A 22,618-nucleotide genomic window follows, 5' to 3' on the forward strand; every position below is an offset into this window, starting at 1 on the left:
CGTGGCGGCCGCTCGCACGCGTGCGCGCCCTATTTTCGGCAACGCAGCGCTGCATTTTTGACAATTGTCCGTACAAGGAAAATCCTGCCTTTGTGGCGAGCAAATCGAGCGCCTGCCCACCGAACGACCGCAATTTTGGGCAGGTTTGCTTGACAGCGCCCAAGGTTTGGGGTCGAATTGCGCCAGTTTGACGCGGCGCCTGCCTTCGCTGACCGGTCAAACTCGCCAAGAATGGCGCAGACTGGGAGGTTTGTTCGTACAAATGGTCGCAACGCTGAAGATGCCCTTGCTGCCGGTGCAGTCGCAGCTTCCGCTCTACCAGCAGGTGGAGTCGGTTCTGCGCAAGCAGATCCAGTCCGGACACTATGCGGTGGGGACGATCATCCCCACCGAGCACGAATTGACGCGCGCCTTTGGCGTGAGCCGTGCGACGGTTCGCAACGCGATCCGCTCCCTCACCCAGGACGGGTTCGTGAAATCCAAGCCGGGCGTGGGGACACTCGTCATCCGCTCCCAGAAGCAGGTGCGCGCAGCGACCCTGCGTGGGCTGACCGAGGATCTGCGCCTGCGTGGCGTTGCAACCCGGGCGCGAACGCTTAAGGCCGAATTCGAAGTGGCCACGCCCGCCGTGCGCGCCAAGCTCGAGCTCTACAAGGACGAACGCGTCCTGCACCTGTTGCGCCTGCGCGAGATCGCAGGGTCACCCTTTGCGCTGATCCGGTCCTTTGTTCCCGAATCCGTGGGCCTGACCCCCGATGACGATTTCTCCGGGCCGCTTTACGAGACCATCGAGCGCTCGCACCGGCTCCACATCATCTATGGCGAGGACGCCATCGGCGTGCGCGCGCCGACCGAGCGGGAAGCCGAGCTGCTCCAGATCGAGCGCACGACGCCAATCCTCGCCATACGCCGTACGGCCTTCGTCGAATACGACCGGCCCATCGAATATGTAGAGTGCTCGATCAGGAGCGATCTCTACGAATACAACGTCACCTTGAGTAGATAGAGGAACCTGATTGATGGGAAACCTGCAAGATAAGCTTCTGGCGAGCATCTCGGTCGACGAGATGTGGAAGCATCTTGAAAAGCTGTGCGAATGGGACCGCAGCACCGGGACCGAGGGCGAACTGGCCGCGGTCGATTATGTGAAGTCGGTGCTGGAATCCTATGGCCTTCCGGTCACGGTGCACGAGTATCGCGCCTATATCTCGCATCCGATCTCGGGCGGATTGACCGTCGAAATGGGCGGGGAAACCGTCAAGATCCCCGCCAAGACCCGCGCGTTCAGCGCCAATACCCCTGAAGCGGGGCTCTCGGGCGCGCTCGTCTCGATCCAGGGCGGCAAGAACATGTTCAAGGCCGACAATGCCGTGAACCTGATCAGCCCCGAGACCGTGGGCGGCAAGATCGTCCTTTCCGAAAGCGGCTCGCGCGGCTCCATGCTCGCGGCCAAGAACGCGGGCGCGGTTGGCTACATCCACATGTGGCCCAGCGACGAGGACGTGATCCACGAGGGCATCGTGACCCCGGTCTGGGGTACGCCGACCCCCGAGAGCGCAGGGAACATCCCGAACTTCCCCATCATCTCGATCAAGCACAATGACGGGGTCCGTCTCCGGGCCGCGCTCGAAAAGGGCGAAGTCAAGGGCACGATCCATTCGGTGACCAAGACCGGCTGGGCGAACGTCAAGATGCCGGTGACCGAGATCAAGGGCCAGGACGACGACTTCGTGCTCGTCGCCGGCCACATCGACTCCTGGCATTATGGTGCGACCGACAACGCCACCGGCAACGTCTCGTGCATGGAGCTGGCGCGCGTGCTGAAGGCCCATGAGGGCGAACTGCGCCGCGGCGTGCGGATCGCCTGGTGGGTCGGGCACTCGACCGGCCGCTATTCGGGCTCGACCTGGTATGCGGACCATCACTGGGCCGAACTCGATGCCAATTGCGTCGCCTATATCAACATCGACTCCCCCGGCTCGCTCGGCGCCACCGATTATTCGGAAGTGACCGCAGTGCCCGAGACGGCAGCGCTCGTCACCAATGCGGTCAAGGAACTGACCGGGCAGACGCCGAACATCGACCGGCCGATGCGCGCGGGCGACCAGTCCTTCTGGGGCGTCGGGCTTCCCTCGCTCTTCATGCTGCTCTCGAACCGCCCCGAAGGCCAGCGCGCCGCCGTCGGCGGGTGCGGCATGGGCTGGTGGTGGCATGCCGAGGAGGACCTCGTCGACAAGGCCGACCGCGACGTGCTGCTCAAGGACACGCAGATCTATGCCCATGCGCTGCTGCGGCTGACGCAGGACGAGGTGCTGCCGCTCGATCTGAAGGCGCAGATCGCCGATCTCAAGGCGCAGATTGCCGAGGTCAGGGACGCCGCGGGCGAGCATTTCGACGTCTCGAGCGTCAACGCGGCCCTCGGTACGCTCGATGCGGAGATCGCGGTGATCGGCTCGCTGCCGGCGGACAAGGCCAATGCACTCATCAAGACGGTCTCGCACCGGCTGACGGCGTTGTCCTTCACCTATGGCGACCGGTTCGACCACGACCCGGCCATGCCGCTGCCGATGTTCCCGGCGCTCGACGGCGCGCGCAAGCTCGCCAAGCTCGACCCCGAGAGCAATGATTACGGGTTCCTCCAGACCCGCCTCGTGCGCAACCGCAACATGGTCAACCACGAGATCAACACGGCCATCGCGGCCTGCCGCGCCGCCAAATGAACGCCAACCGGACATGAAAGGACTGACTATGCGTGGATTAGCCGTAGCCTTTACTGCCCTCGCGCTGATGGTGCCCGGCCTGCTGCCTGCCCAGGCGCAGACCGAGGGCGGCACCTTCAGCCTGCCGATCAATGACGACCCGCAGATCTGGCCGGTGGCCGGCGGGCTCTACAACATCCTCGTCAACAAGACCGTCTATAGCGGGCTCGTGCGCTACGACCTCGAGACCCTCGAGCCGGTCGGGGATCTCGCCGAATCCTGGGAAGTCTCCGAGGACGGGACGACCTACACCTTCAAGCTGCGCGAGAACGTGACCTGGCACGACGGCGAGCCGTTCACCGCGGACGACGTGGTCTACACGCTCCTCGAGATCTGGACGAACCCGGACGTTCCGTTCTACCTCGCCAACAATTTCCGCCTCATCGAGGACGTGACCAAGGTCGACGATTTCACCGTCGACATCACGCTCTCGCGTCCGCAGCCGGCCTTCCCGGTGCTGCTGGGCTACAATGCGGCGATCCTGCCCGAGCACCTGCTCTCGAGCCTCACGGCCGAGCAGCTGGTCAACCCGGCGGACTTCCTGCGCAATCCTGTCGGCACCGGGCCGTTCAAGTTCGCCGAATACAATCCGGGCGCCTTCGTGCGGCTGGAGCGGCATGAGGACTATTTCGACGGCGTGCCACATCTCGACCAGATGGTCTTCCGCATCGTGCCCGATGCGAATTCCCAGCTGGCGCTGCTGCAGGCGGGCGAAGTCGACCTCGTGGTCATCGAGCCCTTCCAGCTCGCCTCGATCGAGAACAACCCGGCCGTGCAGATCCAGAGCGTGCCGGTCACCCGTCACGAGTTCATCGGCATCAACAATGAAGTGCCGGGCCTCGACGACGTGGCCGTGCGCACCGCGCTCACCATGGCACTCGATCGCGAGCAGCTTCTCGCCACGGTGTTCGGCGGCCGCGGCACGGTCGCGACCGGCCCCTTCGCGCCGTCCGTCGGCTGGGCCTATGACGACAGCATCGAGCCCCTGCCCTACGACCCCGAACAGGCCGCGAGCCTGCTGGAGGAAGCCGGCTGGACGATGGGCGGCAATGGCGTGCGCGAAAAGGATGGGGAGCCGCTGAGCTTCACCCTCCTTTACGATCCCGCCAATCCGACCCGCGCCCGCACCGCGCTCATCGCGCAGCAGCAATGGGCCGAGATCGGGGTGCAGGTCGAGTTCGAGACCTCCGAATACCGTGCGATCGTCGAGCGTATCCGGCAGAGCCCGCCCAATTACGAGCTCAACCCGAATTATCTGATCGCTCCGCCCGATCCGGATGGGATCGCGAATTTCTACCTCTCGCAGTCGCTCGCCAATTCCTGGGCCTATCGGAACCCGGAGATCGATGAGCTGCTCAATGCAGGCGCAACGACGGTCGATCAGGCCGAGCGCGCCGAGATCTATGCGCAGGTGCAGGCGATCATCCATGAAGACCAGCCCAACGTCTTCACCGTCTATCCCGACGAGATCCAGGCGCTGAGCGCAGCGGTCGAGCGGTTCCCCGAAGCGGGCTATCGCGACGCGCTGGGCTGGGCTCATCTGATCTCCAAGCAATAACGACCAAGGAGGGCGACGGTGACCGGTTACATCCTGCGCAGGCTCGGCGAATCCATTGCGCTGATCCTCGTGATCACCATCTTCACCTTCGCCCTCATCAGCTCGGCCCCCGGGGGGCCGAGCATCCTTCTCGATCCCAATATGAGCCCGGAGGACACTGCCCGTCTCCGGACGCTCTACGGCTTCGACCGCCCGGTCTACGAGCAGTATCTGCTCTGGCTCTGGCAGGTCCTGCAGGGCAATCTCGGATTTTCCTTCGGCGTCGGCCGCCCGGTGAGCGAGCTCATCGCGAGCGCCCTGCCGGCGACGCTGCTGCTGTCAGGCGCGGCGCTTCTGGTCGCAGCGATCATCGCCATTCCGCTCGGCATCCTGGCGGCGGTGAAGCGCAACAGCTGGATCGACCAGACCCTCACCACCGTCAGCTTCTTTGGCTTGTCGCTCCCCGTCTTCTGGTACGGGTTGATGCTGATCATCCTCTTTGCGGTCATCCTGCGCTGGCTGCCGGCCGGCGGCATGTTCACGCCCGGGCAGAATTCGATCGGCAACCTCCTGCTGCATCTCATCCTGCCGGTGGTCGCGCTCTCAACCTCGATCATGGCGGAACTGGTGCGCTACACGCGCTCGGCGATGATCGGGGTGCTGCGCCAGGACTATGTGCGCACGGCGCGCGCCAAGGGCGTCGCAGAACCCGTCGTCATCACGCGGCACGCCTTCCGCACCGCGATGATCCCGGTCGTGACGCTGCTCGGCATGCTGATCCCGCGCCTCGTCGGGGGAGCGGCGGTGACCGAAAGCGTCTTCTCCTGGCCCGGCATGGGGCGGCTCGCCGTCTCGGCAGCCTTCAACCAGGACTATCCCACCATCATGGGCATCACGCTCGTCATCTCGGTCGTCGTGGTCGTCTCCAATCTGATCGTCGATCTCCTCTACGCAAAGTTGGATCCCCGTGTCAGCTACAGCTAGCCCCCCCGCAAAGCCGGCGCGCAAATCCATCTCGCCGCTCGCCCGCACCTGGCGCAGTTTCTGGCGGCGCCCCGCGACGCAGATCGCGAGCGTGGTGCTCGGGCTCATGGTGTTCGTCTCGATCTTCGCGCCGTGGATCGCGCCCTACAGCCCCGCGACCATCGACATGTTCAACATGCTCGCGCCCCCCTCGCCGCAGCACTGGCTGGGGACGGACGAGAACGGTCGCGACATCCTCACCCGCCTCATCTATGGCGGACGGGTCTCGCTGTCGGTCGGGCTAGCAAGCGTGGCGGCCGCCGTCGTCATCGGCGCGACGCTCGGCGCGCTTGCGGGCTTTCTCGGGGGCTGGGTGGATTCGCTGATCAGCCGCATCATCGACGGCATGCTCTCGATCCCGCTGTTCTTCTTCCTTCTGACGACGCTGGCGCTCTTCGGCTCGTCGCTGCCCAACCTCATCCTCGTCATCGCGCTGACGACCTGGATGCCGGTAGCGCGCATCGTGCGTGGCGAAATCACCGCCAATCGCGAACTGCAATATGTGGAAGCTGCGGCCGCCCTCGGCGTGCCCAAGATGAAGATCCTCTTCCGGCACGTGCTGCCGCAGTCGACGCCCTCGATCATCGTCGCGGCGACACTCGGCATCGCCGAAGCGATCATCGTGGAATCGGCGCTTTCCTATCTCGGCTTCGGCGTGCGCCCGCCCACCCCGTCCTGGGGGAACATGCTGGCGGAGGCCCGCGGCTACATCTTCCAGAACCCGCTGCTGACCGTCTATCCCGGCGCGCTCATCTTCATCAGCGTGCTCGCCTTCAACACCATCGGCGACGCCATGCGCGACGCCACCGACCCCCGCAAATAGGAGCCATACCATGCGCATCTGCTTTCTCGGCACCCAGGAGCGTCTCGACTATCTGCGCGGTTTCGCCAGCCCCGGCGTCGAGCTCGACAACATGGCCGACTTCAAGGGCAAGGCAAGCCGTCCGGTCAGCATCGAAAGCCGCGTCGAAGAGATCGAACTGGCGGGCTGGATCATCGAGCGCACGATCGAGGCGGAAAAGCGTGGCTTCGACGCGGTGATCACCGGGTGCTTCGGCGATCCCGGGGTCGATGCGGCGCGCGAGATGGTGCGGATCCCCGTCATTGCCCCGGGGGAGGCCGCGCTTCTGACCGCGCGCATGCTGAGCCATCATTTCTCGATCATCAGCCCCCTGCCCGGCACCGTGCCCATCGCACGCGAGCAGACCCACAAGATCGGCGTCTCGCCCTATGTCGCCTCGATCCGCGGCTTCGGCGTGCCCGTCGAGCGCATCCGGGATCGCGATCCCAAAACCATCGATGACCTCGTGGCGCTGGGACGCAAATGCGTCGAGGAAGATGGCGCCGAACTCATTGTCTTTGCCTGCGCGAGCATGTCGCTCCTGACGGACATGGTCGAGCCGCGGATCGGGGTCACCTGCATCAACTCGGTGCGGCTGTCGCTCAAGACCGCCGAAATGCTGGTGGGCGCAGGGCTCCGCCACAGCGCCGTCACTTTCCCCACGCCCGCCAAGCTCGCCCATGGAGTGGCCGCATGAGCATCGTCTCGGTCACCGCACGCATCGCGCAGCTCGAGAACGTCACGCTGCGCACATCCTATGGCGCCAATGTCACCCGGCGTGCCCATGTCTTCGTCGCCATCGCCGACGATGAGGGGCATGTCGGACATGGCGAAGGCTCGCCCCTGCCCCATTTCAGCGGCGAACGCGCCGGCGAGATGAAGATCGTGATCGAGGAGGTCTTCGGGCCGGCGCTGGTCGGGATCGACCCCAACGACATCGAGCAGGCCCATCAGGCGCTCGAGAGGGCACTGCCCCACCACCACGCCTCCAAGGCCGCCCTGATCAACGCGCTGCATGACCTGCAGGGTAAGCGCGCGGGCCTTTCGGCGGGCGCATTCCTCGGCGGCAAGCTCAGGACACGCGTGCCGGTCGGCGGGGCCGTCGGCATCGAGGACGAGGAGACCGTGATCTGCCGGGTCCGGGCGCTCTGGGAACAGGGTATCACGACGGTCAAGTTCAAGATCGGCGCCGACCTCGACCGGGATATCCGCATCATCAAGCGGCTTCGCGACGAATTCCCCTCCGAGCTCGAGATCCGCGCCGACGCCAATGCCGGGTTCGGCTTTTCGCAGGCCCAGCGCTTTTTACGCGCGATTGCGGACTGCCGGCTGCAATATCTCGAACAGCCACTGCCCGGACATGACTGGAAGGGGCTTGCGCGCCTGCGCGGGCTCGGTACGCCCATCGCCGCGGACGAAAGCCTGTTCGGGCTTTCCGATGCGCTGGGGCTGGTCGCCGCCGAAGCGGTGGACGTCTTCATCATCAAGCTGATCAAGCTCGGCGGGCTTCATCAGGCCCGCAAGGTGGTAGGGCTCGCCGAAGCGGCGGGTATCGCCTGCGTTGCGGTCAGCCCCTATGAGACCTCGCTCGGCGTTTCGGCCAATCTGCACCTCGCCGCGAGCTCGAGCGCTTTCCGTTTTGCGGCCGAGCTCGGGGTCGGGGTGTCCTCGGTCCACCTCGAGGGCAGCGATGCGGTGACGGTGACGCAGGGCGAAGCCCTGGTGCCCCAGGGGCCCGGCCTCGGCATCGGCATGCCCGCGGGCTTCTTCGCGGACACCCAGGCCCGCGCCCGCGCGGTCTGAGACAACGGAGAGAAGATGGCCTCCCCCACCCCCCTTCTGCAGATCGAGGACCTTCGGACCCATTTCACCTCCGATGGCGAGATCGTGCGCGCCGTTGACGGCGTCAGCTTCTCGATCGGCCGGGGGGAAACCCTTGCGGTGGTGGGCGAGTCCGGTTCGGGCAAATCGGTCACCAGCCTGTCGGTGATGCGCCTGCTCGATCCGGCTGCCGGCGGCATTGCCGGTGGACGCATCCTCTTTGAAGGGGTCGACCTCGTCACCAAATCGGAAGCCGAGATGCGCCGCATTCGCGGCAACGACATCTCCATGATCTTCCAGGAGCCGATGACCTCGCTCAACCCGGTCTATACCGTGGGCGAGCAGATCGCCGAAGCCGTGCGCATTCACCAGAAGCTGGCGCCGAAGGCCGCGCTGACACGTGCGACCGAAATGCTGGAACTCGTGGGCATTCCCGAGCCGGGCCGGCGCATCCACAGCTTTCCTCACCAGATGTCTGGCGGCATGCGCCAACGCGTGATGATCGCGATGGCGCTCTCCTGCAACCCCAAGCTCCTGATCGCGGACGAACCGACGACCGCCCTCGACGTCACCATCCAGGCGCAGATCCTCGATTTGATGCGCAGGCTGCAGGCGGAGATCGGGATGTCGATCCTGTTCATCACCCATGATCTCGGCGTCGTCGCCGAGATCGCCGACCGCGTCGTCGTCATGTATGCCGGTCGCGCCGTGGAGGAAGGGCCGGTGCGGGACATCTATCGGCATCCGCGCATGCCCTATACGGCCGGGCTGATGCAGTCGGTGCCGCGGGTCGATCGTGGCGCGACGCAACAGGAGCGGCTTTACGCCATTCCGGGCAACATTCCCTCCCCGCTCGACCTGCCGGAGGGCTGCAGTTTTCACCCCCGCTGCGCCCATGCCGAGCCAAGATGCGTCGCGCAGGTGCCGCCGCTCGAGCCGGTCTCGGATCAGCATCGGGTGCGCTGCGTGCGCTGGCGCGAGCTCGATTTCAGCCAGAAGAGGCCGGCATGACCATCACCCCGCCGCCCGCCGCGGACGACGTGCTCGTCAGCATCCGCAATCTGAGAAAGCATTTTCCGGTCAAGACCGGCAATTTCTCGCGCTTGCGCTCGCGCGAGACGGTGAAGGCCGTCGAGGATTTCTCGCTCGACATCAAGCGTGGCGAGGTGATCGGGCTCGTCGGGGAATCCGGCTCGGGCAAGACGACCATGGGCCGCGCCGTGCTGCGCCTCATCGAGCCGAGCTCGGGAGAGGTGCGCTTCGAGGGCGTGGACATCACCAAGCTCTCCCAGCGCGACATGCGCGCCTATCGGCGCAAGATGCAGATCATCTTCCAGGATCCGTTCGCGAGCCTCAACCCGCGCTTCACCGCCGAAGCGATCATCGGGGAGGCCATCGACACCCATGGGCTTGCCAAGGGGCCGGCGCGGCGGGCGCGGATCGTCGAACTGCTCGAAAAGACGGGGCTCGGGCCCGAGCACCTGACGCGCTATCCGCACGAATTCTCGGGCGGGCAGCGCCAGCGCATCGGGATCGCGCGCGCCCTTGCGGTCGACCCGCAATTCATCGTCGCCGACGAGCCGGTGTCCGCGCTCGACGTCTCCATCCAGGCGCAGGTGCTGAACCTGCTGCAGGATCTGAAGCGCGAACTCGGGCTGACGCTCCTGATGATCGCCCATGATCTGGGCGTGGTCGAATATATCTCGGACCGCGTGGTCGTAATGTATCTGGGCCGGATCATGGAGGTGGCGCCGGCCAAGGCGCTCTATGCCAACCCGGTACATCCTTATACCGAGGCGCTGCTTTCGGCCGTGCCGGTGCCCGACCCCGATGCGCGGCGCGAGCGGATCCCGCTCGCCGGCGAGATTCCGAGCCCCATCCACCCACCCTCAGGCTGCGTCTTCCGAACAAGATGCCCGCTTGCGACGGCCGAATGCGCGCAGGTCGTGCCGCCACTCGAGGAAGTGGCGCCGGGGCATCTGAAGGCCTGCATCCACCGCTGAGCGGTCAGCCTGGCCGGCCCTCATAGCCCAGTTCCTCAAGGAGCCGGGCGATCGTGCCGTCGTTAACGAGCGCGCCGATCGCCTCGTCGATCTGGGTCCGCAGAAAAGCATCGCGGCTCGAGACCAGAGCCCCGAGCGACACGACCGAAACGGGCACCGGATCGGTCGGCACGACGCGCAACTGGGCGACCTCGGATTGGGTCTCCCCGAGCGCCCGAAGGGCCGGCTGCCAGATCAGCATACCGCCAAGCGAGCCATCCTGGACGCGCCGCAGCATGAGCGCGGGGTCAGCATAGGGCAGCCGGCGCCACTGCCGGGACTGGGGCTGCTGGGTGTTGTAGATGATGAATTCGCGTTCGCCCCTACTGCCGAGCGCAGTGCCGATGGTGGCCTCGGGCGGGAGGTCGCCCAGACGCTGATAGCCGGACGCTGCGTCCACAGCGAAGACGAAGGGCACCTGGGCATAGGGGCGCGTGAAGACGAGCCAGTCCGGAAAGACCGAGCCTGGCTGCAGGGAAATGCCCATCATCACGTCGCAGCGATTGTTCATCGCGATCTGGAGCTCTTCCATATAGCCCGCGCCATCGAGCGCGAAACCCGAGGGCGCGTCGGCAAAGCGCGCGTTGAGCAGGAGCGCACCCGCGATCTCCTTGGCCACGCGCCGGTCGAAGGGCGCGCCGACGCTGGTGGGATCGAGGCAGAAGGTGAGGGAATCGATCTGCGCGCGGCGCGTGTTGTCGAGCAGCTCCTGAGGCACGCTCTGCGCAAAGGCGGGTGCGGCGAGGGTCATGGCGCAGAGGAGCGCGCCGAGGCTGCGGGAAAGCGTGCGGAAGATCATGGCCGGGCTCCTTGCGACGGAAACGAGAAAGGGGCGCGAGCGCCCCTTTCCCAGTGCGATAACTTTGACTGACCGCGATCAGTTGCCGGAATTGGCCGGCAGCTTGAACACGAAGATCGAGTTGCCCGAGCCGCTCGGCACCGGCACTTCAGGATACATGGAGGCCGAGCTGCCCGCCTGTGCGCTGAAGCCGGCCGGGATCACGACATACTGCTCGCCGTCGATCTGGTAGGTCATCGGGTGACCACCGATCGGGGCGTTGAGCCGCTGCTCCCAGAGGACCTCGCCGGTCTCGTCGTCAAAGGCCTTCACGAAGCGCCCGGCGTCGCCGCCGAAGACGAGCCCGCCTGCCGTAGCCAGCAGCGAGCTGGTCGGAACGGTGCGCTGCTCATGGCGCCAGACGTCTTCGCCGTCGATCACCGAGAAGGCGTCGATCACGCCGGCATTCTCGATGCCTTCGGGCAGGACGCGCGGGCCGAAGCGCATGGCGCCAACCGCGTTACCCGCGGTGAACTCGCTCTGGCTCGCAGAGACGGTATTGCAGGCCTCGGTGAGCGGCACATAGAAGGCCTTGGTCTGCGGGCTGTAGGCACCCGCCTGCCAGAGCTTGCCGCCGGAGACGGACGTACAGATGTACTTTTCCTCGCCGATTGCAGTCGGAATCAGGTCTTCGTTGATGTTGACCCGGCCATCGGCGTCGATGCTGGTCACGACGTTCTGGTAGACCGTCTCCTTGGACCAGAGGTATTCGCCGGTGTCGCGATCGAGGGCGAAGGCGATGCCGTTCTTGCCTGCCACGGTGACGAGGAGATGGCGCATCTCGCCATCGACTTCCTCATCGATGAGCACGCGCTCGAACGGGCTGTCGAGATCCCAGTTGTCGCGCGGCAGGTGGCTGTAGTGCCACTTGCGCTCGCCGGTATCGGCATCGAGTGCGAGGGTGGCGTTGGTGTAGAGGACATCGCCGTCACCCGAACCACGGACCAGCTCCGCATAGGGGCCAGGCATGCCGATGCCCCAGAAGGTGGTGTTGGTGCGCGGGTCGTACGAGCCGGTTGCCCAAGGCGTGCCGCCCCAGCGGTTCTCGGGGGGCACGTCGCCCCAGGAGGCCTGCTGCTCGGGATTGTTGGGATCGTCCAGCGTGTTGAAGCGCCAGATTTCCTCGCCGGTGTTCACGTCGTGCGCGGCAATGTAGCAGCCGCCGGCGGTCTGGGCGATCGAGCAACCCGAGATCGCCGAGATGATCTTGTCGTTCACGACGATCGGGCCGACGGTGTAGCTGTAGCCGAGCGAGCTGTCATAGACCTGGGTTTCCCAGACCACCTGGCCGGTCGCCGCATCGAGGGAGACGAGCTTGGCATCGACGGTGGCGAGGATCACCTTGTCGTCGTAGAGCGCGATCGAGTTCTTCTGGCGACGCGCCTGGTTGAGCTGGTAGCCATAGGAGGCGGGCAGCTCGGGCAGGACGTGGCGGTATTCCCAGATCAGGTCGCCAGTCTTGGCGTCGAGCGCCTGGACGATGTTCTGGTTGGTGGACAGGAACATGATGCCGTCATGGACGAGCGGAGCGGTTTCCTGCTGGCCGACTTCGGCCATCGGCCAGGCCCAGGCAAGGGTCAGCTGATCGACATTGTCCTTGTTGATGGTGTCGAGCGGGCTGAAGCCCTGATTGTCGAGGGTGCGGCGCCACATCAGCCACTCTTCGGCCGGCGGGTTCAGGATCATGTCGTTGGTGACGGGCGCGTAGCTGCGCGCGCCGCCCGCATCCTGCGCAAGCGCAGGCAGGGTGAGCACCGAAAGGGCGGTGACCGCCAGCAGTGCATGTTTGAACGGAACGTTCATCAAGTCCTCCGTAGTCGTTTCTTGAGCGGCGGCACGGGATGCCGCCTTTGACATGGGGCGGGGGCGCTGGCGTCCCCGCAACAGATCCTTAGGGGGTCACCGTCGGCAACTGCTGGCCCCAGGTATAGGCCTGGGGAATGGCAGGACGCTCGGGGGCGGCCGGCGCCGCAGGGGTGGCGGCCGTCTGTCCGCCAACCGTCGGCAGCTGCTGGCCCCAGGTATAGGCCTGCGGGATGCCGCTGGGGGCCGCAGGCGCGGCCTCGGCAGCCGGCGCTTCGGCCGGAGCCGCTTCGGGAGCGGCGGCCTCGGGGAGTGCCGCCATGTTGACGCTCGGCAGATCTTCGAGGGTCAGCTCGGCATCACCGGCGGGAAGGCCGTTGAAGTTGAGGATATGGGCCATGATGTCGAGATAGGCCTGCTCGCTGAGCCGGCCCGGCGCCTGGGGAGGCATTGATACCGAGAAATAGCCGTGCACTGCCGCTGCGGTGCCCCAGTTCGTGCGGAACTCGGCACCGGCGAGCACTGGGCCCACGCCACCTTCAAGCTGGAAGCCGTGGCAGGCGCCACACTGCGAGTTGTATTCGGTCTGGCCGCGCGCGGCCTGCTCGGCCGTGAACGAGCCCTGTGCCATGGCATGGCCAGCGCCGGCCAACGCCATCGCGGCCGCGATGGCGCTGCGCGCCAGCATGGTTGCTTTGCGGTTCACGAGAGTCCTCCTGGGATCGATTTTTATGGGGGGCGGTCCGTTGGAAAACCGGCGGCTGCCCACATGGTTGCGACAATCTGCCTCCTGCATCACGTAAGCGTCAAGCTTCAAAACTGTTGCGCGGCAGCAACACGCAATTGACAAATCGAGCAACGAAATCCCGTAGCGCCTCTAGAGTATAATGCCGTCTGGAAGCCCGGCATGGCCGCATGAACGGTGGAGAAGCGCGCTGCATGCAGTGCTCATGCATGCAGATGACATGTTTTACCGATGTCGAGTTGTCGGTGTAGCCCAGTCTACGGCGCAGAATAGCGCATTACTGTAGAGTAGCCTGCCGCTGCCGCTTCTGTTCAGTCGAACGGCGCGTTGCCTCAAGAGAAAGCGCCAGAAGCACCTGAATGCCGAGACCGGCAAGCAGGAGGAGGCCATCTCCGGCAATGCCTGTCTCCACGCCCGCGCGAATAGCCTGGATCAAGATCGACAGAACCGAGCCCGTAGCGAAGACGGCGAGACCGTTTCGGCCTATCAAGGCGAGGGGCTCGACGAACCGGCTTCTCGCGAACTGCAGGACGACCGGCAGGCTGACGAGCACATAGGCCAGGGCGAGTGCATGCAGGAGGCGTGGAAGCGACAGGAACGTCTTGTCGAAGCTGACGAGGTAAAAGGGCACGCCCAGATCCCGAAGCCACCCAAGCGTTGCCCCGGCCGCCCGCCCCACCGGCGGCACCTTCATCCAGACGAGCACGAAGAGCAGGATGAAGGCGGACAGCCAGAAGAGGAGCCGGCTTTTTGGATAGAAGCTTCGCCCGCTTTTCATGGCAAGCCCGCCGATGAGGCCGAGGACGAAGATGAGCTGCCAGGAAAAGGGGTTGAAGAACCAGCCGCCCGGATTGGGATAGGCCGGAACGTTGATCCGGAACTGCCCCGCAAGCACCCAGCCAAGAATGGCGAGCGCAAGCAGGACGAGAGGCTGGCGCAGGCCAATGAGGATCATTGCCGGCGTCACGAGCAGGAGCGCGGCATAGAGCGGCAGGATGTTGAAATAGCCCAGCTGGTGCCCCAGCGTGCCGAGGCCGATGACGGCGCCCAGCGGATCACGGATCGCCGGCGCGATGTTGATGGTGAGCAGGAGCTCGTAAAGCCCGAAGAAGCGTGCTGCGATCGCGAAGATTCCGAGGGCGAGGACGCTCGTCACGATGTGCATGAAATAGAGCTGGCGGGCGCGCGCCCAGATCCGCGCAATGCCGGGCCAGAACGGGCGGTGCCTGAGCCCGCTCGAATAGGCGAGGCCCGCGGCGATCCCGGACATCAGCACGAACCCTTCGGCGGCATCCGAGAAGCCGAAATTGCGGCTGGTGAAGCGCTCGAAAACCGTGCCGGGCACGTGATTGATGAAGATCATGACGAGCGCAATGCCGCGAAAGACATCGAGGCGCGGGTCGCGGCCCGCCGGACGCGGGGACATGGCGCCTTGATCGGCGCGGGACGGCTCAGGCATGTCGCGCTGCAGCCTCGAAACCGGCGGTGGATGCGGAGGACGCAGGCTCGTGCCCGGCGCCGGTCCAGCGCTGCAGCACCTCACGCCGCAAGAGCATGACCGCGGTGGGCGACTGTTCGAGCTCGACCTGCCAGAGACGCGGCGAGACGACGCCCGCGCGCGAGCTTACGACCAGCACGGCCGGGGCGAGGACCATGGGCACCAGAACCGGGATCAACCACACAATGAGCGCCGGGGAAAAGACGCTGGAGGCGACGAGGCCGGCAATGCCCGTCCCGACGATCCAGAAGCTCGCTGACACGGCTTCAGACCATGTGAGCCGCCCATCGCTGCGGCTCGTTGCGGGCCAACCCCCATCGGCACCCAGCACGATCTGCGCGACGGCCCGGGTCTGGTACATGAGGAGGAGCGGCGCGATGGCGCTCGAAAAGAGGATTTCGGCGAGGACGGAAACGAGAGCCCTCGGCGTGCCGCCAGCCGCGATGTTGCTGCCATCGACCGCGCCCCGCAACACGATGAGGAGCTTCGGCAGCACCAGAAGGGCGAAGACGCCTGCAATCAGCATGATCGCCTTGTCCGTCTCTAGCACCGGGAAAACGGGGAAAAGCTGGTCGGGCTCGGGGAAGTAATTGGGCGCAGGGGCGAAATAGGGCGCGAGGATCGAGGCGATCATGAAGGCGAGCCAGAGGGGCGATGTGACATAGGCCATGATGCCCTGGAGAAAAGTATAGCGGCTCCAGGCCTTGAGACCGGGCGCGGCGAGCAGGCGGGCGTGCTGAAGATTACCCTGTGCCCAGCGCCGATCGCGCTTGGCATGTTCGATGAGATTCTCCGGACCCTCCTCATAGGACCCGACGAGGTCGGTATCGAGCCGGACGATCCAGCCCGCGCGCGCCAGCAGGGCAGCCTCGACATAATCATGGCTGAGGATGTGACCGCCAAAGGGCGGCCGGCCCGAGAGTTCCGGCAGCCCGCAACTGGCCGCGAAGGCCCGCACCCGCACCATGGCGTTGTGCCCCCAGAAGGGCCCCTCCCCGCCTTGGAGCGCCGCGACCCCGCGGGCGAAGGTCGGCGAGAAATACCCGGCCGAGAACTGCATGGCGCGCCCGAACAGCGAGCGCGCATTGATGATGCGCGGCAGGGTCTGCAGCAGGCCGAGCCGGGGCTCGGCCTCCATGCGCCGGGTCATCTCGAGAATGGTCCGGCCTTCCATGAGGCTGTCTGCATCGAGGATCAGCGCGTAGTCGTACGCACCGCCCGACTGCGTGATGAAGTCCTCGATATTGCCGGCCTTGCGACCGCGATTGTCGAGGCGACGGCGATAGAAGATGCGCCCTTCGCCATCGGTTTCGGACAGCAGAAGGGCAAACCACGCCTCTTCGTCGCGCGCGATGGCCTCGCTGCGGGTGTCCGACAGGATGGCGAAATCGAAGCGCGCCGCGCCGCGCAGGGGCTGCAGGCTGCGATCCATGGCGGCGACGCGGGAAAAGGTCGCGACGGGATCCTCATTGTAGACTGGAACGAGGATGACCGTGCGGCCCTCGAGCGCGCGATCGGGCGCGAGGCGTGGCACGGGGGGCTGACGGTAGACGAGCCCCATCAGCGAGAGCGATGCGCCCCAGCCGAGCCCGAAGCTCGTGATGGCAATCAGTCCGCCGCGGACGAAATCCATTGGATCGAGCCCGTCGGAGGCGGCGAACTGAAAAAAGAGCCAGCAGGCCAGCGCGCTGACGGCGAAGCTTGCCGCAAAGGCGGCAGCGCGGCGCGCACCGGCATCCATCCGATCAGCGCCGGATCAGGGTCTGACGCTGGCCCAGATCGAGCAGCCAGGCGATCAGCCGCACGCGCGGACGCTCGAGGGTCTGGGGGGGCATGGCGAGCGGCGCGCCCGGGGGCGCAAAACGCAGCGGGTCAGCTGTGCGGACGTCTTCTTGTTGGTCTTGCATGGCGTTCAGCTCACGCCCTCCACTGGTAAAGCCAGGTTTCGCTCAGTCTTTGCTCATAGCCCCTCAGGAAGGCGACGAGCTCCACCGGCGCGTCGCCGCCGACCCGGACTTCGAGGACGAGCCTCCAGGTGTCGTTGGCCTCGACCTTGTAGAGCACGGACTCCACGAGCTCGGCATTGTGCACGGACGCCTCGACTTCGAGTTCGGCATCCGGGGGCAGTTGGGCCAGTCTGGTGCCCGCAAAGTCGATCACGAACTTCTTGAGGTTCGGATCCGGTTCGCCACCGGCAAAGCCGCCGGGCCCGATCCGGGTTTCCCTTACGTAGGCGAGCCCCGCATCGGGCGAGACGGGCAACATGCCCCAGACCAGCTGGTACCGGTACTCGCGCGTGTCGCCTGCCCGAACAGGCTCCTGCGGGACCCAGAACGCGACGATGTTGTCGTTGGTTTCAGAGCGGGTCGGAATTTCCACGAGCCGCACCGTGCCCGGCCCCCAATCGCCGATCGGTTCTACATCAAGCGAGGGGCGACGCTCATAGCGCGCCTCGGCGTCCTGATAGGCCTCGTAGTCCCGATCGCGCTGGTGAAGGCCGAAGCGGCGCGGATTGGTCTCGAAGAAATAGGAGCTCGCCAGCTGGCGCGGATTGCTGAGCGCCCGCCACAGTCGGTCGCCCGATGCGCGGGTGATCGCCAGCCCGTTGCTGTCATGCACCTGCGGACGGTAATCCTCGAAATCGGACCGGTTGTTCTCCGCATAAAGGAACATCGAGGTCATCGGCGCGACGCCGAGTTGAGCGACGTCTGAGCGGAAGAAGAGCCGCGCGGTGACCTCCATCTCGGTCGGATCGCCCGGCGTCACGACGAAGCGGTAGGCCCCGGTCACGCTCTGGCTGTCGAGGGCGGCATGGATGACGACGGTGCGGCTGCCCGGAGCGGGCCGCTCGAGATAGAATTCGGAGAAGCGGGGAAACTCCTCCCCCACGTTGAGCGCGGTATTGAGCGCAAGGCCGCGCGCGCTGATGCCGTAGAGATTGCCGCGCCCGAGCGCCCGGAAATAGCTCGCGCCAACGAAAGCCAGCACCTCGTCGCGCCAGTCGGGGCGGTTGAGCGGATGGTTGAGGCGGAAGCCGGCAACACCCGGAAACTCGGCAAGTTCGCCAGCACGCTCCTGCAGCGGTCCGCGATAGTCGAAATCCGCCGAGGAAAACGCGAAGGGTCGCGCGACGCCATCGACGACCTCGTAGAGATCGACGGGGTCGGGATAGAGCCAACCGGGATGGAAGGCGTGGAGACGCCAGCCGGTCTGGGATTCGTCCCAACGCGCGCGAAGCGGATTGAACTGGATAAAGCGGTAACCATCATAATCGAGGTCACGCAGGAATTGCGGCAGGTCGGAACTGGGCGGTGCGAAGGGTTCGGCCGCCCGCGCCTGCATGCGCTCGGTCAGCCAATCGAAGGAAAAGGCCATGCCGTCTTCGGCCACATCCTGAGCGAAAACCCCGCGCGGCAGCGCCACGGTCCCCAAGAGCGCGCCAAGCATGGAAATCCGGAGCAGCGCGCCGCGCCGCGTCATCGGATCAGTCAAAAGAGAATTGTGCACTACGCCTTACCCATTACCCGCCACGAAGAGAGACATAGATCAGCTACGTGGCGGCAATGAGAGATATCGCGCAAGGGTTGCGGCATGGCAGGCATGCAGAGAGCGCAATTGTGAGAATCACGATTTGGTGACTGCGGGTTACCGATGGAGGCGCTCTTCCTGCAGGCCGTGACCGTCCTCTGTCCAGCGAAGGCAAGTTTCACCCTGCCAGGCCAGTGGCAGGGTACCGGCAAACTCGACTAATAGCGGTGCAGTTCCGGGATTCCAGAAAAAGGTCCGCCCATCCCTGAGGCGGACAAGGCAGGCAGTTGCATCAAGGCTCGGACGAACCCCGGTGATGACGCCGTAGGCGTGGGGCACGTCGAGGGGAAAGACGATGATGTCACTCCACCTGGCATTGACCGCAAGAAGCCGCGAGCGGCCCTGGTCCAGCGCATAAACGAGTGCCCAGTCCGGCGTCGGGAAGACCGGGCCAGGACGCGCAAAGTCGACGGGGTCGTAGGGCAGCGGTGCGCTCGAGAAGGTAAAGGCTTCAGCCTCGGGCCACGACGTCGAGAGCCCGCGAACGGCGGCATAGCCGATTTCGCCATATCCGCCGATGACGAGTGCCAGCGCGTCCTCCTCGCCCCCTTCGCCGGGAAGGACGAGCACGTCCGAGGGTGAATCGAACGGACTGAGGGCCAGCGGTTCGAGACCGGCCGCGAAAGGCGGCTCGCCTTCGCCGGCGCTCCACACGCTCATTGAGAGGAGCCCACGCGAGGCGACGCTGATGAGACGCGTACCGGCCAGATTGGTGATGGTCGGGTTAAGACGTGTAGCAAGCTCTCTTGTGCGGCCCGTCGTCAGATCGAGGAGCCGAACGCTCTCGTGACCACTCATGACGAGCAGATGACCGCCAAGCGATGCCAAAAGATGCTCGGGCATCGGATCTACCAAGGCGACAGTGCGGGCAACACAGCCCGCACCCGGCACCCAATCGACCAGCGTCAGAAGCCCGGCCTTCGCCGCCAGAAAGCCGAGAACGACCGTGCCGGAGGCGGCCGGGGGCGGCGCGGGCCATGCCCCCAGAAACGTCACGTCACCCTCGGCCAGCCCCGGCATTTCGATCCTGGCCATGAAGTGCCCCAGCCTGTTTTCGCTCCACCCATGCGTGCCCAATGAAGCGCGAACAGATGCCGGGCGTGCAAGGCCCCGTTCCGGGTACGACAGCGGCAGGCCTCAGGCGAGGCGCGCGGAGCGTCTCTGGCTGACGAGGCTGTAGACACCGTAGGCGAGCAGCAGCAGGGCGACCACGAGGAGCACCGCCGAAATCGGGCGCGTGACGAAGGTGGTAAGATCTCCGTTGGCAAACATGATGGCGCGCCGCAGATTGGTCTCGAAGATCGGGCCGAGCACGAAGCCGAGCACCATCGGGCCGAGTGGGAATCCGTAGCGCTCCATGCCATAGCCCAGAACGCCGAAGCCGAGCATGAGCCAGACCTCGAACAGGCGGTTGCCCGAAGCATAGGTGCCCACCACCATCAGCACGACGAGGATCGGCAGCAGCAGATGGCGCGGCACAAGCAGAACGCGCGGGAAGAGCTTGATGGTCAGGAGCTGGATGACCAGCAGCATGATGGTGGCCAGGAAGAAGGACGCATAGATCATCCCGATCAGGTCGGGCTCGTTGCGAAAGAGCAAGGGCCCGGGCTGGAGCCCGTGAATGGTGAACCCACCGATGAGGATGGCCGTCACCCCATCGCCGGGGATGCCGAGGGTGATGAGCGGCAGCAAGGCTCCGCCGACGCTCGCATTGTTGGCGGTCTCGGACGCATAGATGCCGTTGACGTGACCGGTGCCGAATTTTTCCGGTGTCTTGGAGGCCTGCCGCGCCGCGCCATAGGCGACGAGGTTCGACGCAGAGCCGCCAATGCCCGGCAGGATGCCGATGGCAATGCCTATGAGGCCCGACCGCAGCATGTTCCAGCCATTGCCGACGAACTCGGCAAGCTTCACCCCGGTGCCGCGGATGTCAAAATTGGGCTTGATGCGCACCGATGGCTCGACGGTCTGGCGGATCATCTCGGAAATGGCGAAGAGCCCGACCATGAAGGGCACGATGCCGATGCCGGCCATGAGGTCGATCGAGCCGAAGGTGAAGCGCTGCGCGCCACCGATCGGCGCGAACCCGACCGTGGCGATGGCTAGCCCGACCGCCGCCGAAAGCAGGCCCTTGACCACATTGGCCTGGGCGAGAACGACCACGAGCATCAGGGCCGCAATCGTCAGTGCCGCGAATTCATGCGCGCCGAAGCGGATGGCGAAGCGGGCAAGGGTGGGCGCGAAGGCCACGAGCACGATGAGGCTCATCAGCCCGCCGACGGCGCTCGCAATCATGCCGGTAGCGAGAGCCTTGGTCGCCTCCCCGCTGCGGGCCAGCGGATAGGCATCGAAAGTGGTTGCGATCGAGGATGGCGTGCCGGGGATGCGCAGCAGCGTCGCCGAGACGAGCCCCCCGGTGATGCCCCCGATATAGGTGGCGATCAGCATGGCGATGGCGACGTCGGGCTGCATCGCAAAGGTGACCGGCAGGAGCAGGGCGAGCGCCATGGTGGCGCTGAGGCCGGGCAAGGCGCCGAAGAAGAGCCCGACCATCAGCCCGCCGACCATGATGGCCAGCACCTGCGGGGACATCAGCTGTGCGAGATTGTCGAAAAAGAGCGCGAACATGGCCTAACCGAAAATCACACCAGGGAGGGGGACGCCGACCAGCGTGCTGAGGCCGGTGCCGACGATGAAGGTGACGAGGAGCGACCAACCGATGGCGATCGCCGCGCCGCGCGCGCTGCGCTGGCCAAGAAGGAAGATGGCGACGGCGAGGAAAAGGAAGGTCGACACCGAAAAGCCGAGCCGCTCGAAAAGCGCCGCATAGGCCACGAGGTTGACCAGATGCACGACCCGCAGGATCGGGGGTTCGGCCGGCACGATGGTGGCCGTCTCGAGATTGCCGTCGGGTCCGTCCGAAGCGACGGTGGCAGCGGGGCGCCGGAGCGCGAGGATCGCGCCCAGGACGGCGATGACGATGCCGAGACCCATGGGCAGGATGACGGGCCCGGGATCGCCGGGGCCGAGATTGGGGAAGGTCAGCTGGCTCATCGACCAGATCATGGCCATGCCCAGAACGACGAAGCCGGTTCCGATCAGTCTGTCGGCTGCCATCATATTCTCCTGAGGGAAACCGGGCGGCGGTGGTGCCGCCCGGCGCAGAAGCGGTCAGTCGGCCATCAGGGAGCGCACGAAGTCGAGTTCGCTCGCGAGGAACTCGGCAGTCGCGGCGGATGCGCGGATCGCCGGGACCTGCGCGCCGGCCTCGAGGGCCGCGAGATATTCGGGATCGGCCTCCATGGCGGCGAGCACCTCCTCGAAGGCGGCGATCGTCGCATCGTCCATGTTCGGAGGACCATAGACGGTGAATACCAGCGGGAAGGAGATGTCGACACCCTGCGACGCGGTGGTCGGGAAATCGGGCGCGAAGGGATCGGCGCGCTCATTGATCACCGCGAGCACCTTGATCTGGCCGTCCTCGGCATATTGCCGGGCGTTGGCGACGCTCATCGAGATGACGTCGACCTGCTCGCCGAGAAGCGCGATGATGCGATCCGATTCACCGCCCGCATCCACGACCCGCATGTTGCCGTCCGAGAGCGCATTGATGGCGTCGCCCTTGATCTGCGTCGTGCCGCCGAACTGCGAGCCGATGGTTACGGCCTGCGGGTTGGCGCGGGCATGGTCGGCGAGCTCGGGAAGCGTCGAATAGGGCGCGTCGGCGCGCACCGCGTAGACGTCGTTGTATTCGGCGGTGGTCGCGAGCGGGGTCAGGTCGGTATAGGCGAAGGGAGACTGGCCCGAGAGATTGGTCGTGTGCACGGCGGCGTGCCAGATATAGAGCACGCTGCCATCGGCAGGAGAGGTCGCGACGGTCTGCGCGGCGACGACGCCGCCGCCTGCGGCCTGATTGACGATGGCGGTCGATGCGGTCGAGTGCTTCTGGAAATATTCCCCGAAGATGCGGGCATTGACGTCGGTCGAGCCGCCGGGATTGGCCGGCACCATGATGCGGACGGAATCGACGGGATATTGCACCTGCGCGATGGCGGCGCCGGTCGAAAGCAAGGTGGCGAGCGCAAGGGCGGTCGCGGTATAGAGCGGTTTCATCAGAACTCCT

At 65.6% G+C, this 22,618-nt stretch carries 20 protein-coding genes; 9 read left to right on the plus strand and 11 right to left on the minus strand.

Annotated features, from left to right (window positions below; translation table 11 throughout):
- Positions 1–262: 262 nt before the first annotated feature.
- From EMQ25_RS10360 to EMQ25_RS10395, 9 genes are read left to right on the plus strand one after another with little or no spacing between them, the layout of a single operon-like run.
- Positions 263–1,006, plus strand: a complete 744-nt coding sequence (locus tag EMQ25_RS10360) for a GntR family transcriptional regulator (protein ID WP_127188499.1) — start codon at positions 263–265, stop codon at positions 1,004–1,006.
- A 13-nt stretch (positions 1,007–1,019) separates the two neighbouring features.
- A complete protein-coding gene (locus EMQ25_RS10365; protein ID WP_127188500.1) occupies positions 1,020–2,720 on the plus strand; it encodes a M28 family peptidase in 1,701 nt (566 codons plus the stop codon).
- A 28-nt stretch (positions 2,721–2,748) separates the two neighbouring features.
- A complete protein-coding gene (locus tag EMQ25_RS10370) occupies positions 2,749–4,317 on the plus strand; it encodes an ABC transporter substrate-binding protein (RefSeq protein ID WP_158626035.1) in 1,569 nt (522 codons plus the stop codon).
- An 18-nt stretch (positions 4,318–4,335) separates the two neighbouring features.
- Positions 4,336–5,280, plus strand: coding sequence for an ABC transporter permease (locus tag EMQ25_RS10375; RefSeq protein ID WP_127188502.1), 945 nt, complete (start codon positions 4,336–4,338; stop codon positions 5,278–5,280).
- Positions 5,264–6,142, plus strand: coding sequence for an ABC transporter permease (locus tag EMQ25_RS10380; RefSeq protein ID WP_127188503.1), 879 nt, complete (start codon positions 5,264–5,266; stop codon positions 6,140–6,142). The genes EMQ25_RS10375 and EMQ25_RS10380 overlap by 17 nt, the downstream gene beginning before the upstream one ends.
- A gap of 10 nt (positions 6,143–6,152) precedes the next feature.
- Positions 6,153–6,857: an aspartate/glutamate racemase family protein gene (locus EMQ25_RS18055; RefSeq protein WP_158626036.1), complete on the plus strand. Its 705-nt coding sequence runs from the start codon at positions 6,153–6,155 to the stop codon at positions 6,855–6,857.
- Positions 6,854–7,963, plus strand: coding sequence for a mandelate racemase/muconate lactonizing enzyme family protein (locus tag EMQ25_RS10385; protein WP_158626037.1), 1,110 nt, complete (start codon positions 6,854–6,856; stop codon positions 7,961–7,963). The genes EMQ25_RS18055 and EMQ25_RS10385 overlap by 4 nt, the downstream gene beginning before the upstream one ends.
- A gap of 15 nt (positions 7,964–7,978) precedes the next feature.
- On the plus strand, positions 7,979–8,992 hold the full coding sequence (locus EMQ25_RS10390; RefSeq protein ID WP_127188505.1) for an ABC transporter ATP-binding protein: 1,014 nt from the start codon (positions 7,979–7,981) through the stop codon (positions 8,990–8,992).
- The gene (locus EMQ25_RS10395; RefSeq protein WP_127188506.1) at positions 8,989–9,984 is read left to right on the plus strand and encodes an ABC transporter ATP-binding protein; all 996 of its coding nucleotides are present in this window, start codon (positions 8,989–8,991) and stop codon (positions 9,982–9,984) included. The genes EMQ25_RS10390 and EMQ25_RS10395 overlap by 4 nt, the downstream gene beginning before the upstream one ends.
- Before the next feature lie 4 nt (positions 9,985–9,988).
- On the opposite strand, the gene EMQ25_RS10400 is transcribed toward EMQ25_RS10395, so the two are convergent.
- From EMQ25_RS10400 to EMQ25_RS10450, 11 genes are all read right to left on the minus strand, one after another.
- On the minus strand, positions 9,989–10,822 hold the full coding sequence (locus EMQ25_RS10400) for a substrate-binding periplasmic protein (protein WP_127188507.1): 834 nt from the start codon (positions 10,820–10,822) through the stop codon (positions 9,989–9,991).
- A gap of 78 nt (positions 10,823–10,900) precedes the next feature.
- Complete coding sequence (locus EMQ25_RS10405; RefSeq protein ID WP_127188508.1) at positions 10,901–12,664, minus strand: pyrroloquinoline quinone-dependent dehydrogenase; 1,764 nt, start codon at positions 12,662–12,664, stop codon at positions 10,901–10,903.
- A gap of 88 nt (positions 12,665–12,752) precedes the next feature.
- On the minus strand, positions 12,753–13,370 hold the full coding sequence (locus EMQ25_RS10410) for a c-type cytochrome (RefSeq protein ID WP_158626038.1): 618 nt from the start codon (positions 13,368–13,370) through the stop codon (positions 12,753–12,755).
- Between the two features lie 316 nt (positions 13,371–13,686).
- The gene (locus EMQ25_RS10420) at positions 13,687–14,868 is read right to left on the minus strand and encodes an OpgC family protein (RefSeq protein ID WP_127188511.1); all 1,182 of its coding nucleotides are present in this window, start codon (positions 14,866–14,868) and stop codon (positions 13,687–13,689) included.
- On the minus strand, positions 14,861–16,648 hold the full coding sequence (gene mdoH / locus EMQ25_RS10425; RefSeq protein ID WP_127188512.1) for a glucans biosynthesis glucosyltransferase MdoH: 1,788 nt from the start codon (positions 16,646–16,648) through the stop codon (positions 14,861–14,863). Before mdoH ends, EMQ25_RS10420 begins: the two co-directional genes overlap by 8 nt.
- Positions 16,649–16,652: 4 nt before the next feature.
- Positions 16,653–16,814: a hypothetical protein gene (locus EMQ25_RS18060; protein ID WP_158626039.1), complete on the minus strand. Its 162-nt coding sequence runs from the start codon at positions 16,812–16,814 to the stop codon at positions 16,653–16,655.
- 10 nt (positions 16,815–16,824) lie between these two features.
- Complete coding sequence (locus EMQ25_RS10430; RefSeq protein ID WP_127188513.1) at positions 16,825–18,387, minus strand: OpgD/OpgG family glucan biosynthesis protein; 1,563 nt, start codon at positions 18,385–18,387, stop codon at positions 16,825–16,827.
- 165 nt (positions 18,388–18,552) lie between these two features.
- The gene (locus EMQ25_RS10435) at positions 18,553–19,530 is read right to left on the minus strand and encodes a hypothetical protein (protein ID WP_127188514.1); all 978 of its coding nucleotides are present in this window, start codon (positions 19,528–19,530) and stop codon (positions 18,553–18,555) included.
- A gap of 102 nt (positions 19,531–19,632) precedes the next feature.
- The gene (locus EMQ25_RS10440) at positions 19,633–21,123 is read right to left on the minus strand and encodes a tripartite tricarboxylate transporter permease (protein WP_127188515.1); all 1,491 of its coding nucleotides are present in this window, start codon (positions 21,121–21,123) and stop codon (positions 19,633–19,635) included.
- A 3-nt stretch (positions 21,124–21,126) separates the two neighbouring features.
- Positions 21,127–21,612 carry a tripartite tricarboxylate transporter TctB family protein gene (locus EMQ25_RS10445; RefSeq protein WP_158626040.1) on the minus strand — a complete coding sequence of 162 codons (486 nt, stop codon included), beginning with the start codon at positions 21,610–21,612 and terminating at the stop codon, positions 21,127–21,129.
- A gap of 54 nt (positions 21,613–21,666) precedes the next feature.
- The gene (locus tag EMQ25_RS10450) at positions 21,667–22,608 is read right to left on the minus strand and encodes a tripartite tricarboxylate transporter substrate binding protein (RefSeq protein WP_127188517.1); all 942 of its coding nucleotides are present in this window, start codon (positions 22,606–22,608) and stop codon (positions 21,667–21,669) included.
- Positions 22,609–22,618 lie beyond the last annotated feature (10 nt).

Source organism: Arsenicitalea aurantiaca (assembly GCF_003994485.1).
In the GTDB taxonomy this organism is placed as follows: domain Bacteria; phylum Pseudomonadota; class Alphaproteobacteria; order Rhizobiales; family Devosiaceae; genus Arsenicitalea; species Arsenicitalea aurantiaca.